12 protein-coding genes are annotated in these 13,770 nt (G+C 51.0%); 5 read left to right on the top strand and 7 right to left on the bottom strand.

Annotated elements, in window-relative coordinates; translation table 11 throughout:
• Positions 1 to 20: 20 nt before the first annotated feature.
• The 4 genes from ACN4EK_RS22530 to ACN4EK_RS22515 form a co-directional block, all read right to left on the bottom strand.
• Complete coding sequence (locus tag ACN4EK_RS22530) at positions 21 to 1,373, bottom strand: recombinase family protein (protein WP_431660549.1); 1,353 nt, start codon at positions 1,371 to 1,373, stop codon at positions 21 to 23.
• Positions 1,370 to 2,722 (bottom strand): hypothetical protein, encoded by a 1,353-nt coding sequence (locus ACN4EK_RS22525; protein ID WP_431660548.1) that lies wholly within the window; start codon positions 2,720 to 2,722, stop codon positions 1,370 to 1,372. Before ACN4EK_RS22525 ends, ACN4EK_RS22530 begins: the two co-directional genes overlap by 4 nt.
• A 132-nt stretch (positions 2,723 to 2,854) precedes the next feature.
• Positions 2,855 to 3,322: a bis(5'-nucleosyl)-tetraphosphatase gene (locus tag ACN4EK_RS22520; protein ID WP_431660547.1), complete on the bottom strand. Its 468-nt coding sequence runs from the start codon at positions 3,320 to 3,322 to the stop codon at positions 2,855 to 2,857.
• Between the two features lie 7 nt (positions 3,323 to 3,329).
• Positions 3,330 to 3,914: a DUF3611 family protein gene (locus ACN4EK_RS22515; RefSeq protein WP_431660546.1), complete on the bottom strand. Its 585-nt coding sequence runs from the start codon at positions 3,912 to 3,914 to the stop codon at positions 3,330 to 3,332.
• Between the two features lie 70 nt (positions 3,915 to 3,984).
• Between ACN4EK_RS22515 and ACN4EK_RS22510 the strand changes: the two genes are divergently transcribed.
• From ACN4EK_RS22510 to ACN4EK_RS22500, 3 genes are all read left to right on the top strand, one after another.
• Entirely contained in the window at positions 3,985 to 4,659 is a 675-nt protein-coding gene (locus ACN4EK_RS22510) for a response regulator (protein WP_431660545.1), read from the top strand.
• Between the two features lie 525 nt (positions 4,660 to 5,184).
• On the top strand, positions 5,185 to 5,568 hold the full coding sequence (locus ACN4EK_RS22505; protein ID WP_431660544.1) for a PadR family transcriptional regulator: 384 nt from the start codon (positions 5,185 to 5,187) through the stop codon (positions 5,566 to 5,568).
• 203 nt (positions 5,569 to 5,771) lie between these two features.
• A complete protein-coding gene (locus ACN4EK_RS22500) occupies positions 5,772 to 6,320 on the top strand; it encodes a cofactor assembly of complex C subunit B (RefSeq protein ID WP_431660543.1) in 549 nt (182 codons plus the stop codon).
• 158 nt (positions 6,321 to 6,478) lie between these two features.
• On the opposite strand, the gene ACN4EK_RS22495 is transcribed toward ACN4EK_RS22500, so the two are convergent.
• Positions 6,479 to 6,802: a DUF3155 domain-containing protein gene (locus tag ACN4EK_RS22495; protein ID WP_431660542.1), complete on the bottom strand. Its 324-nt coding sequence runs from the start codon at positions 6,800 to 6,802 to the stop codon at positions 6,479 to 6,481.
• Positions 6,803 to 7,177: 375 nt separating this feature from the next.
• On the opposite strand from ACN4EK_RS22495, the gene ACN4EK_RS22490 reads away from it, so the two are divergent.
• On the top strand, positions 7,178 to 8,584 hold the full coding sequence (locus ACN4EK_RS22490) for a sensor histidine kinase (protein WP_431660541.1): 1,407 nt from the start codon (positions 7,178 to 7,180) through the stop codon (positions 8,582 to 8,584).
• A 166-nt stretch (positions 8,585 to 8,750) separates the two neighbouring features.
• Here ACN4EK_RS22490 and ACN4EK_RS22485 read toward each other — a convergent pair whose 3' ends face one another.
• Positions 8,751 to 10,007, bottom strand: a complete 1,257-nt coding sequence (locus ACN4EK_RS22485) for an S-layer homology domain-containing protein (RefSeq protein WP_431660540.1) — start codon at positions 10,005 to 10,007, stop codon at positions 8,751 to 8,753.
• A 565-nt stretch (positions 10,008 to 10,572) separates the two neighbouring features.
• On the opposite strand from ACN4EK_RS22485, the gene ACN4EK_RS22480 reads away from it, so the two are divergent.
• Positions 10,573 to 12,714 carry a PAS domain-containing sensor histidine kinase gene (locus tag ACN4EK_RS22480; protein ID WP_431660539.1) on the top strand — a complete coding sequence of 714 codons (2,142 nt, stop codon included), beginning with the start codon at positions 10,573 to 10,575 and terminating at the stop codon, positions 12,712 to 12,714.
• Here the strand turns inward: ACN4EK_RS22480 and ACN4EK_RS22475 are convergent.
• Positions 12,704 to 13,603 carry a DMT family transporter gene (locus tag ACN4EK_RS22475; protein WP_431660537.1) on the bottom strand — a complete coding sequence of 300 codons (900 nt, stop codon included), beginning with the start codon at positions 13,601 to 13,603 and terminating at the stop codon, positions 12,704 to 12,706. The genes ACN4EK_RS22480 and ACN4EK_RS22475 overlap by 11 nt on opposite strands.
• Between the last annotated feature and the right edge of the window lie 167 nt (positions 13,604 to 13,770).

The following is a 13,770-nucleotide window of genomic DNA, read 5'->3' as shown; positions in this document are numbered from 1 at the left end:
CAATTGCTGTTTAAAGTGATTCAAAATTCAAAAATAAAAATGAGTTTTAACTGCCAGCTTGAATTTGGCGCAGTTTGATGCCGAATCAATTCAATCTGCCGAATAAACTCTCGAAAATAAAATCGGCGTTCTGATTCCGATAGATCTAACCAGAACTGGGGAATTGATACTGCTTGCGCGATCGACTGGAGGTTTACCGGCGGTAATTGAGCTAACTTCGTTTCTAATTCGGCAATTTCTGTGCGTAAGTTGTAACTACGGAGATCGGCGGTTTCCTGATCTAAAACGCCACTACTGATCAGAGATGGTAATTGCTCCAGAATGGCTTGCTTCGCCGCGATCGCTCCCGTCATTCCCTGTTTAATCTGATCCACATCCGGCAAATCCATGCCAGTCACCGCCCGAGGTAAATCCTCACAAATGCGCTGAATCGTCGTTTGCAGAATTTGGTCGTAGGCGATCGCGGGACACTTGGGACGCTTGGGGCAAGTGCGGGGACGCAGATATAAATAGGCTTTTTCCCGTCGGGGAGCGGATACGTTAGCCACCGTCATCGGTGACTGACATTCACTACAGACCACCAATCCCGCCAGGGAACGGGGGGCGCTGGCGGTGCGAGAGGGCAACCGGCGATTGCGGCGTAACAGACGATCGACCTGTGCAGCTTCTTCCCGAGAAATAATCGGTACATGGGTATCCCGGATCAGTTGTCCGGTTTGGTAGACCAAATCACCCCGGTAGGTCGGATTGGTTAACCATCGCTGGCCGGTGGACACGGCAATTTTCTTGCCATATTTTTTCGCTAAATGTCGCACCGCCCCTCGCAATGAGCCAAACAACAAAAATTGGTCAAAGAACTCCTTGACGACCGGAGCCGTACTGCGATCGAGAACATAGCCACTTCTGCCCCGCCGATACCCATAGGGAGCTTTCCCCGGTGGCGGCAGTGCTTTTACCCGATTACGGGCATGTCCCTGCCGAATGCGCTGACTGCGTTGGTGATACTGAAGTTGTTGCAGTAAGGACAGCAACTCCGATCGCACATTCGGCTGATCCAGGGCAATTAGTTGGATACCTAGTGCCTCTAACGCCGTCAGGCGATCGCCCACAGCCTGCACTGACCCCCCCAAATCTTCCAGTCGCCGCACTAATACGGCATCAATCTCCCCCTGTTCGCAGTCCTGAAGCAATTGCTGCCATTGGAGACGATCGGGGAGCGATCGGGATTTACTTGCCTGCCGGGAGTCTGATTTGTGGCTGCCTGCGGTTGCCAGATCTTGATAAGTCTGCTCTATCTGCCACTCTCCCCAAATCGCTGGACTGGGGGCAGGTTCCAGCAAGGGGTCATAGTACACATAGGCAACAACCTTCATCGTTGGCGAAATCCGGCAGCCGCTTTCCGTTTAGACTTCTCTTTCGGCTGGCTGTCCTTCTTACTTTTATGCACCTCTAGCAGAGCATCCTGAAATAAATCATTCAAATGAATCGGTACACTTGCCGTCTCCGGTAGTTCGGGCTTAATCGGTTTGCCAAACTCCTGCAAAACTTCATCCAGATCGGTCTGGAGGTTAAAAGTCGGGCGATCGAGTACCGTCTGCAACACATTCTCTAGCGATTGGGGAAACTGCTCCGCTAAACGATGCCACACAAACGCATTCATCTCTAGGTCTTCTAACGCCTGTCGGACGACTTTAGCGGCATTCGGTCCACTCTGCCAATCTTCAGCGACAAGCAGGGCTTTCAGCACCGGATAACGGCTTAGAAACAACTGTCCCCAGTGGGGATGGGATAGCATTGTCACTTGATCCGCTTTTTTCAAGGCATCGGGTAGGGCAATTTTAGGGGCGACCATTTCCGGTTGTTTACCGGCTTTCAGATCAGTCAATGTCTTTGGATCGGCACCCATCGCTTCCGCTGCCTCGGCAATCTCATCATCTGACAGCCCTGCCTCTGTGGCTAGCTCTTCCAGGGATTTGGACGGATCAATCCCAGCCGCCTCAAATCGCCGTTCAGTAATCACTTTCTGGAATTCCGCCAGCTTCTTGTCGAGTTGATACCCCGGTAGCGTCAATTCCTCACTGCCAAAGAACTCAACAAATTCCTCATGATACCGAGCAACGGACTTCCAGGCTTCCGCCAGGAGTTCTGGCGCATCACTATAGAGATAGTTTTTGTAATTATCTTTAAAGCTGCCGATCGCCACAGCTAACTTCGGTTTGCCCAGTTTTCCTAATAGAGCGGGTGGATGGAAAAACATCCAGGCATCATCTGTCACCGGAGCGATCGGCGCTAGCAAAATATCCCCCGCTTTCAACCGCGCCAGTCGTTCTTGTTCACGCGGGTCTTGCTCTTTGACCTGATAGTGTTTAGCGGTCGTCCAACTCATTAACTCAAAGCCATCGGGCAGCACTTGCATCACTTCAAACAAGCCCATAAAGGTACGCGACCAGTTTTGAATTAAGGTGCGATCGTTCGCAGATAAGGACGCTTGCTCCTGCATAAACACCTGCAATGGCGTTTGTTCCCCGACTTGACCTTCCAGTAGGAATAGCGTCATCACCAATTCCCGCAGACTCCCCGTTTGCTGCGGCGATTTCGAGATCTGAGCCAGTTTGGCAGCACTATACGATTCCAATGCCACCGCTAAATCGCCTTCTGCATCCAAGACAAAATCAATCACTGCCTCTCGTAGTTCCTTTGCTTGTGCCAAAAGCGCTTCCATGACAACCTCTTACTGCTATGCTGTGCATCAGCTTAAGCCACCCTTTAGACAGACAAGAACTTTCTCAAGGTAGAAATTTTCCCATCTCCCCCATCCCCCTCATTACCCCTATCTCCCTATCTCCCTATCTCCCTATCTCCCTACCTCCCTACTCCCTACTCCCCCCTCCTGCTGCAAATACTCACCCACCTGCATCAAAATCTGCTTCGACCCCTTAAAGGTCAACTGCTCGATCGCAGTCTGGTAGTCTGCCCAGATCGAGGCTTGGATCTCAGCTTCCTGATGGATCACCGACTCTGATTGCACCCAGGCTGGAAAGTAGACCACCGTTTTCTCATACCGAGTGCCATTGTTGGTAAAGGCATACTGTTCCACAAACGACACATCTGCCAACACCTGATAGTCCGTAATCCCCGTTTCTTCCACAAACTCCCGACATGCTGCCGCGATCGCGGTTTCCCCGGGATCAGCGTGCCCTTTGGGAAAGCCCCAGTGCCCAGCATGGTGTTGAATGAGTAGGAAGCGATCGATCCCGTTCTGGCGCAGAATCGGCACAATCCCAAAGGCTTCATCCGTCGCGGTTTTCTCGTGTTTACCCATCTGCCCCTTACTTACTCATCCGATTCAATAACCATAATGCCGCAACAATGCCAGCAAACTGCGCCAGAATCACATTAATACTGGCTTGCACCACAAAGGTATCGGCTGGCTGAATAAACCGACTGGGATCTACCGCCACCAACCCCCCAATCCCCTGACTTAAGGCTTTGCCCACCAGTAGCCCTACGATCGTTTCCGCCCCCAGAATGGCTAACAACATACCGACCAGGCTGACCGTCAAGCCAAACCGAATTGCCTGGATCGTTTCTGATTTCCTCGGGCGCACCATCTTATTCCCACTCAACCGTCTGCCAAAGGCAACATAGCGAGTTAGTGCCCAATACATATTAAATGCCAGCACAGCAATGCCCAGAATGGTTAACAATCCACCTATTCCGGTGCCAGGGTTTGTGCTACCTCCCCCGGTTGCCGGATTGGGATTGCTCCCCGAGGCAGCGGCAAAGACCAGGGTAATCGTAGAAATGACGGTTAAAACTAACTGCACCCAAAAACTGATCCAGCCGGTCTGGCGAAACGTTTTGGCAATTTTTTGCAGATTAACGGAAGAATCCTCCGGAAGGATATTGCTCATAACTTGATTTTCCAGTCTCAGGTAAGAGAACCTTGCAGTAGTATAGGTCAGACGTACATGGCTGTTCCCTATGTCTGATGCTACTGTATTCCCCAATCCCGCTTCAGAGTTGCCGATCTTACGATTACTGCTGGTCGAAGATGACCCCATGATGCAACTGGGATTAGAGCAATCTCTAGAAGACTATCCCCACCTGAAGGTGATTGGTCAGGCAGCCGATGGTTATATGGCAGTGGAAGCGGCACAACGCCTAAAGCCAGACATTGTGGTGATGGATATTGGCTTACCCCGTCAGGATGGGATCGCGGCTACTCAGCAAATCAAGGCGGCGATGCCAGAGGTTCGGGTTGTGATGTTGACCTCCCATACCACCGAGAATGAAGTGATTGCTGCCCTATCCAGTGGCGCTGATGCCTATTGTATTAAGGGAACCAATGTCGATCGCCTGATTGCCGCGATCGCAGCGGCTCAAGAAGGAGCAACTTACCTGGATCCCCAAATTGCCCGTCGCGTGATTGACCATCTCAAGACTCCGGCTATCGCCCCCACTGTTGGTCAGTTATCCCAGCGAGAAATGGATGTCTTGAAGCTGATGGTAGAGGGGTACAGCAATCCCGAAATTGCGGCGGCACTTTACCTTAGTCCCAACACAGTGAAGACCCATATCCGTGGGATTATGAACAAGCTAGCCGTAGACGATCGCGTCCAGGCCGCCGTTGTTGCCTTACGGGCTGGACTTGTCTAACCTAGGGTAGATTTTTTTTCTTTGTACCTATGTATTCCTGGCAAAAAGCTGGCTTTTAAAGGCTGTAAACCTTTCAGGGTAGGCTTTTCAGACATTAATGCTTTAATGACAAAAAAATTTGCCCTTTTTTTTCTCCAAACTTAAGATGGAAGGGTAAGATTTATGCGCTATCCCTAACAAATTTCTAGTTAGGGGAGCCAAAACCAACACTTGTGGCAGCGGGGGTATTCTCGACATAGGCTTAGCCACCGGAGAAACTGTCTACCAGATTTCCTAACCGTTGTTTAGCAACGTTACAAAGAAGCGGGTGACCAGTCTCTCATAGCAGGTGAACCAACCTGTGGACAGTACATACTGTACTAACCTAAAGTAGCCGGGAATTTTTTCCTTATAAGGCAAATCTAATGCTTTAGGTTGATGTCGGGGACTAGAGTGTTGTTGTTAGGTTGATGTAGAAACTTTTGTAGGAAGATTTTACTTCTTACAAATCCACTCACTATTTGACTGTTTGCCTGGATGGGAAAGATGACGTTTGACGATATCTATAACTTCTTTCAAGCTCCACCGCCTTTCTATCTCAACAAAGAACTGGCGGTCTGCTACGTACTAGCGGTTTTATCTCGGGGCGACTCCTATGGAACCGAGTTAATTCAGCTTCTAGAAACTGAGTATCCCACTTATCGTCTCTCTGATACTGTACTTTACAGTGCCCTAAAGTTTCTTGAAGAAGAAGAGATGATTACTGGGTACTGGAAAAAGGTTGAGGGGCGGGGGCGGCCACGCCGGATGTACCAAATCAAGCCAGAAGCTCAACAACGATCTCAAGAGCTGTCTGACCTCTGGTTCAACTATGTGAAGGACTATCACAGCTTACCAGCCGCAACGGGATTAGTTCAAACTCCTGGCTAAGGCTCAAGGATTAAATCAGGACGCTGTTGACTAGCAGTTAGCAATTTGCTACGGCTAGCAACACCGGATTTATACCTATAGTTGACAGTTGCTCCAGCGTCACGGTTGTTCAGGGCAAAGTCGGTGCTTACTGCCAATCTCAAGAGTCGCCAAGTTTACTAAACTTAAACTATTGGCAATTCACTCCGATGAGGCTGGTAACTATGAGCAATCCGATTTTGTCCTCAACGTTTTTTCTGACGCTATTGCTGGCGATCGGACTGTTTTTCTTTATTCGAGCCTCTGTGAAGGATCGAACTCAACTCGTGACGCTGGCATCTGAACAACCCGAGTCATCCCTGGTCGAGCAATTGCAACAGTATTTTGCTCAACGTGCCTATCATGTTACAGCCGTCAATGCTGACCAAACTCAGGTGACATTTGAGGGTCAGGTGCGTCCGAGTTGGTTTTTGGCAATCTTTTTATCCCTACTTGCCGCGATCGGTATTCTTTGCCTGGTACTGGTGCTCTCCATTCTCTCTCCAGGCTGGTCGGTGGGTCTATGGTTCCTGGTGCTGCTAGCGCCTTTAGCAGGTGTGTTTTACTGGCGAGGGGCATCTCGTCCTGAGCAGGTGCGATTAACAGTTGAACCGACCACCGATGCCAGTACAGAGGCTCAAAGCCGGATTACGGTGACAGCCCATCGCGATGAGATTTTAGCCCTTCAGCGCCTGCTAGCCCTCAAGCCGGTCGATCAGCCCAGCTTGCATTAGTCCAATTGGCACTGACATCCGGGCTACCAATGAGGAAACCCCACCTGAGCGAGCAACTCAAGTGGGGTATTTTATTTAGATACTCTCTCCGCCACCGGAAGTAACCTTCCCAGGCTTAAGAGAGCAATTGCGATAAAGACTAACCTGCGATCGAACGCTTACCGAGCGCGGGCGGTAGTGGTTACTACCATGCTCTCAGGTACTTCGTCTGACAGACGCAGGCTAGGAAATAGAAAATGATTCTCCTCAACGTATTGAGCCCCAAACAAACCCTTCTCTGCCCAGAAGTACCGATCCGTGGTATGCTCGTTCCGCTTCACTAATAGTAGAGCGGGCGGAAGAATGCCTTCAGAATGGATAAACTTACGAGCGGCGGTAACAGGTTTGTCCTCCCCACACTCGATGCTGAACTGAGGCACGTTCTCAAGAATCCGACGCCCCTCTTGCCGCCGACGGCTCTTACGCTTGCGTCTCCTTGCCAATCCCCTTACCCCCTTTTCTAGCGAATAAGTGTAGTGATAGTTACAAAAGCCGTCGCTAAGTATATCGGCTTGGCATCAAAAATTCAACTTCTTTTAAACGATTGATACAAACTTTAAATGCCTCAGCAACGATAAGTTCAAGCTTTTCAAGGGTTTTAGCGATTTCCCTGCCTCGGGTTAGTTATAAAAAATTTATTAAACTTAAATTAGCTTACCAGATAAAATCAGCGACTGTTAAGCTCTCTTGTCCTTACATACTCCGTCATTAGAGATAGAACGCTGTAACAGCGTAAGCAAACTTAATCCTTCAGGTAGGATTGCTATAGAGTTATTCCACCCTTCTGAGCGGGGATCTTTGTCTTCCAGGAACTGCTGATGTTGTTACCGACGAGTTCTGAATTTGTTGCCCTCTGTCGGGCGCAGGTCAATCTCCTGACCCAAGGGTTAGGGGCATCCTTTAGTGCGGTTTACTTAACATCCGATCTGGTGGAAGGCTCTCAACCACGGTTAGTCCCGATCGTCACCTATCCTGAAGCGGCGGTTCGCTGGGAAGCTGATTGGGTATTGTCCCTGGTGTCTGCGGCGACTCCCATGCCTCCGGCAACACCACAATTGCCTGCCGATGCCTCCTCTAGCCAGCCCAGTCACTTACCTGCGGCTCCCGTTGCTCAGGCTCCCCATCTCACCCTGCCTGGAGAGTCGCTTCAGTCGCCTGAGTTACCTGCTCTAGTGGTGACGCAACGGCAAATGGTGTTGCCCCTGTGGCATGAGGAGGCGATGTTGGGGTTATTGGTGACTGGACGCAACGATCGCTCCTGGAGTAGTTGGGAGCAGGCTCAGATTCGCCAAATTGCTAACACCTTAACGCTTGCCTGTGTCCTGGATCAGCGTTATCAATGGCTGGAGCGCGATCGTCAACAACAACAGGTATTTCAGGCGCAGCAGCATGACATGATGGATAACCTGCTGCATCAATTTCGCAATTCCCTCATGGCATTGCAAACCTTTGGCAAGTTAATTCTCAAACGCTTACTGCCAGGGGATACTAATCGAGAAATTGCCAATAGTATTGTGCGGGAAGCCAGCCGGTTACAGGAGCTATCCCAACAACTGGAACTCCTATCGGGCAGCAATACAACCCCGTTGCTGGCAGCTTCACCCACCACTGACACCCAGAACAAGACACCTGAGGCGGCTATTGCCCCCTTACCGCCCTCACCCGGTCTGCTCGCTGGGGCTAACTTAGTGTTAGAACCCTGTGCCGTAGCGGCGATTTTGGAACCGCTTCTGGCATCGGCAACTGCGATCGCTCAGGACAGGGGATTAACACTCAAATCTCGCCTTCCTTCAGACTTACCTCTGGTTTGGGCGAATCCCCAGGCTCTACGAGAAGTATTGAATAACCTGATCGAGAATGCCCTAAAATACACCTCTGAGGGCGGAGTCGTCTTGGTCACAGCCGCACCAACACCCTGCCAATCCGAGCTAGAAATTGCTATTACCGATACGGGATATGGGATTCCACCCGCAGACCTGCCGCATATCTTTGAGCGTCATTATCGTGGGGCGCAGGCTGAGTCTGATATTCCGGGAAGTGGATTAGGTCTGGCGATCGCGCAAACACTGGTTGAGCAGATGCATGGTGAAATTCAAGTCGTCAGTCCAGCCCAGATCAACCCCCGCAGCGAGGATGAGATCTCTGCCCCTTGTCAGCCGCCGCCTGGAACAACGTTCATTGTCCGGTTGGCGATCGTGCCCCCTTCAAGCCCATCTCCTCCCTAACCTGCAACTGCACCATAGGGGAAGGGTGTAGAGCGATCGCTAAATGCACCCCCTACACCCTTGCCATGGTTATGTTCATGTCAGTATCCCGACAGGCGAGCTAAACCGGTAGAGACAAACCCTCAGGTCATGCCTCTACCTGCGATCGCGGCTGATGCCAAGCAACCTACTGTCCACTGATCGTCAGATCGGAGTTTAGGGTCAGGCTAAGGTCACTGTTGGGTACCACTGATAGCAACGTGATTTGGTTCCGCCCAACCACGGCTCCTAGTAACGTACCAGCTGCGGTTCCCGTTAGCACTTCCCAGGCCTGAATCTTGCGATCGCCTGTCACCGCTGCAATCCCCGCTGCCGCACCGCTACCCACTGCTGCACCTGCCAGAAGTTTACCGACAGAAACACCCTGAGTTACGGTTTCGGTAGTAGTAATCACTTCAGAGGTCGCATTAACAGCGAGGCGATTGTTGGAAGGTAGGACGATTTCACTGGCAACAAACTGTGCCCCAGTTCCACCTTGAACCACCTGGAGTTGTCCAATCACATCACTACCTGCCGGAATCAACACCCGACCACTGGAAGTGACAACGTTTTGTGCCACTTTCAGCACCAGAGGAATGGGTGAAGGCTCATCCTGCGATAGCAGAATCTTCTCTGCCCCTTCATAGCGGATTGGAATCGCAGTTCCTGCCGGAATTCGGATTGCCGACGGTTGAGGTGCCTGTGCTCCCACAATATAGGGGGAATTAATCGCCGCCACTTGTCCAGTGCTGACCAATGCCTGGTAGATTAACGCAGCTACTTCGGCTCGGGTCGCCGCCCGATTGGGGTTAAAGAACTTAACATCGGGATAGTTGACGATCATCTGCCGTTGGGTTGCCGCTGCCACCCCAGGACGGGCATAGGCAGGAATGCCAGCCGCATCACTGAAGGCTGCCGCCAGGATGGTTTCAGCATTTGCCGTAGCGGTATAGCCTAAACCATCGGTTAACGAAACGGGGATTTGCGTCCGAGGAATATTCTCGTCAGGACGGAATTGGTTCCCAGGATAGCCCGTCATAAAGCCAAGGGAATAGGCACGTTGAATTTGTGTCGCTGCCCAGTAGCCGGAGGGCACATCGACAAAGTTAATCGGGTTGCGAACGGCTGTCCGACCGCCAAACGCTCTCGCAATCATCGAGGCATATTGAGCCCGGGTGACGGGTTCTTCAGGACGGAAAGTACCATCTGGGAAGCCCGAAATCACCCCTGAGGAAACCAGGGCGTTAATGAATCCGTTTGCCCAATAATTCGATGGCACATCTGGGAAAGCAGATTGGGCAACGGCTGGAGCCGGGTTCATGATCATTGGGGCAACAGTGCCTGTTGCTACGCCAAAGGTTAACAGTAAAGCGGCTCCAGATTTCCAAGCACGAGAGGACACCATGAGAGAGTTCTCCAAAGAAACATCGACTATTCGTTAGTTATGTAGACCTTGTGTAAGATAAAAGGTTCCTACGTAAATTCACCGTAAAAAACGAAAAATTTTGGCAGGATTCTACCAATATTGGGAATTGATACCAAGGCATCTCCCCACCACTGATTCTAAAGACGCATCATGATTCAATTTAGTTCTCCTACAAACACAGCAAATTTAGTCATTCAGGCGATATGCTAACGTCACAACCTTAATTGGGACGGCAATCCCTACCATCCCTGGCTGCGATCGCTGTATCAGTCCTGAACTGCCGCCTGGAGGGATGCACACAGATGAAAAGGTGCTGGAAACCGTTACCCAGGAGGGCTATTCCTAGCTCTCGCCCTTGATGATACTCGCATCCGCTGGAGATGAACGATTAATCTGTTGGCAACTAATTACTAACCTCTGCTCACTAAATAACGATTTACCTTAAATTCTTTCGTAGTAACTGTGGTGCAAGCTGTTTTATGTCGGAATGATGGCGTTAGCAACCAAATTAGGCGGTTACTACACTCATAGAAATGAGGGCAAGATGTTGGGTTCGGATCAGTTAGACGCAATCCGGGAGTGTTGTCGAGATGATGCCGCATTTCAACAACTAATGGGAATTCTGGAACCACTATTGCACCACACAGGTTGCCATCCTGGTTCCAGTCAAAGTCAAGCGCGGTACGAAGCGATGTTGAACCTGATGCCCGATCGTGTCTTCCGGGTGAGTCGCGATGGTGACAACCTGGACTTTAAGGGCACTCAGGAAGATACCGAACATGGGGTAGTGCGGGAGACAGTGATTGGCAGTAATCTACGTCAGTTTGTGCCGCCGGATGTCGCAGAACGATGTTTAGCCGCGATCGCCCAAGCGTTGGAAACTGGAACCTTGCAAGTGTTTGAGTATCAAATCCCCAAAGCCTGGGAACCGAATGCGGGAGAACTCCGGGATTATGAGGTGCGGGTTGTGGTCAGCGGGGCGGAAGAGGTGTTGGCGATCGAGCGCGATATTACCGATCGCAAACGGGCAGAGGTTGCTTTACGCCGGAGTGAAGAACGGAATCGCGCCTTTTTAAATGCCATTCCCGATCTAATGTTTCGGATTGCCAGAGATGGGACATATTTGGACTTCAAAGCCGATCACGAACAGGATTTTGCCTTCTCGCCAGAGGAAATGTTAGGACGCACTGTTCATGATATCCTGCCTGCCGAGGTTGCCCAGCAACGCATGTACTACATTAAACAGGCATTACAAACGGGAGAAACGCAAATTTTTGAGTATCCGTTACTGAATCATGGGGAAATTCGGGATTATGAAGGGCGGATTGTGGTCAGTGGTGAGGATGAAGTGCTGGCAATCATGCGCGACATTACCGAACGAAAACGCACCGAAGCCCAGTTGCGACTGAATACAGAACGCGATCGCTTACTGGGGCAAATTGCCCTGCGGATTCACCGATCGCTGAACCTGGATCAAATTCTGACCACCACCGTCGCAGAGGTACGCCAGTTTCTCCAAGCCGATCGGGTCTTTATTGGTCAAATTGATCCCACCTGGCAGGGGCGAGTTGTAGCAGAATCCGCTGCGCCTGAATGGGGATCGATTCTTGCCTGGATTGCCGATGACATTTACCTGCGGGAGATCCGGGCGTTATTTGAACAGGGACAGGTGCAAGCGATCGACGACACGACGGCAGCTAACGTTTCGCCCCTACTGGCAGAATATTATGCCCGGTGTCAGATCAAAGCCAGTTTAGGCGTACCGATTACCCTAGGAGACGATTTCTTTGGGGTGTTGATTGCCAACCAATGCTCGACTCCCCGCCACTGGCAACCCTTTGAAGTCGAGTTGCTGTCTCAGTTATCAACCCAGGTTGCGATCGCCATCCAGCAGGCGGAACTCTACCAGCAGGTGCAGACACTGAATGCCAACCTGGAATACCAGGTACAGGAGCGTACTGCTCAACTGCAACAAAAAATGCTGGAGTTACAAGACCTGAATCATCTTAAAGACGACTTTCTCCATGCCGTTTCCCATGATTTACGCACTCCGGTCATGGGTATGTTGCTGGTATTGAAAAATCTCCAGAATAAATGTAACGACACGATTACCCTGTCGCGATCGATACTGGATCGGATGGTACAGAGTTGCGATCGGCAGCTTGCCATGATCAACTCTCTGCTGGAAGCCCATTCCAGTGAAACTCGCGGTGTCATCTTGAACTACGAATCGGTGAACTTGGGTATCCTCACCCGCACGATCGCAGCGGAACTGGATGCCTTGCTGGTAGAGAACCAGGCAACCCTGATGAATTTAGTTCCCGATGATTTACCGTTAGTTACCGCCGATCCGGCTCAGATTCAACGGGTGTTTGAAAATCTCCTGACCAATGCCCTCAAACATAATCCAGTGGGGCTAACCGTCACTTTAAATGCCACCGTGGAGGACGAGTGGATTCGCTGTAGTGTGCAGGATACCGGACTGGGGATTCGGCAACCGGAACAGGACTCGTTGTTCGATCGCTATGTGCGTGGTTCGCGGGCGGGTCGTTCGGTAGGCATTGGGCTGGGACTTTATCTCTGTCGGCAGATTATCACCGCCCACGGGGGACAAATTGGGGTGATCAGTGAATTCGGACAGGGAGCGACCTTCTGGTTTACCTTGCCGCTCGCGGCTAACGGCTAAACAACAGCCAAATACCAGCGCTGGCGACGAACACCCCCAGAATAGCTCGCAGACTAACCGTTTCGCCCATACCAATCGCGATCGGCAACATAAACACCGGGCTAGTGGCGAGTAACGATTGAGCCACTCCGGCGGCAGTATATTTGAACGAGATTTGTTGGAGCCACAGAGCTAAATAGGTGCTGGCAAAGGCAGTCGCGATTAATGTTATGAGCAAACGCCGATCGCGTAAAGGTTGAAATTCCTCCAGGGAACGACGCTGCCAGCCAGCCCATAGCAGCAGCACGAACTGTCCTCCCAGTAATCGCACTAACGTACTCCATAAGGGATCAATATTACTACCCGCCAGAGCCGCCCGCGATAACACGCCGCCCCCTGCCTGACTGAAGGCAGCGAGGGTACCGAGCATGATTCCAGTTAGGAGTAGTTGGGAAGATGGGGGAGATGAGGGGGTTGAGGGGGTGCGTTCGAGGACAACCCAGGTGACACCTGCAACGGTGAGAAGAATGCCGATCCAGGCGATCGCGGGTAACTGTTCCTGAAGGGTGGTTAGGGCTAATAGGGCAGCGAGCGGAGGCGCTAATGATTCTAATACCAATGTCCGCCGAGTGCCTAAACGATTGAGGGCAGCAAAGTAGGCGGTATCCCCTAAGCCAATGCCAATCACACCACTAAGGAGTAGGATGCCTACGGCAGAGAGTGATACGGGAGGAAATAAACTGCTCCGCAGCAGTAAAGTCAAGAGTAATAACCCGATCGCGACTATACCCTTGGCTAAATTCAGTATTAGCGGCGAGAGGTATCGCCCCATGTGGGTGTAGATCACTGAAGCCACTGCCCAGATTAGCGCTGCACTGAGGGCAGCCAGTTCACCCCGAAACTCACCCATAAATTATGAATAATCAACAGTTAACAGTTAACAATGAATGGTTAATTTTTGCCAAAATCACGGCTGGCAATGAATTGTCTGGCATCGAGGGTCGTGGCTGGTTCATTGTTTAAATCATGCTGTTGACCTATGAAATCCTCAGGCGGTGCAACGTATAATTCACCCAA

Origin of the sequence: Pantanalinema rosaneae CENA516 (assembly GCF_050753385.1) — a bacterium.
In the GTDB taxonomy this organism is placed as follows: Bacteria; Cyanobacteriota; Cyanobacteriia; order Leptolyngbyales; family Leptolyngbyaceae; genus Pantanalinema; species Pantanalinema rosaneae.
Note: the sequence above shows the minus strand (reverse complement) of the source record. Positions and strands in the feature narration are given on the sequence as shown.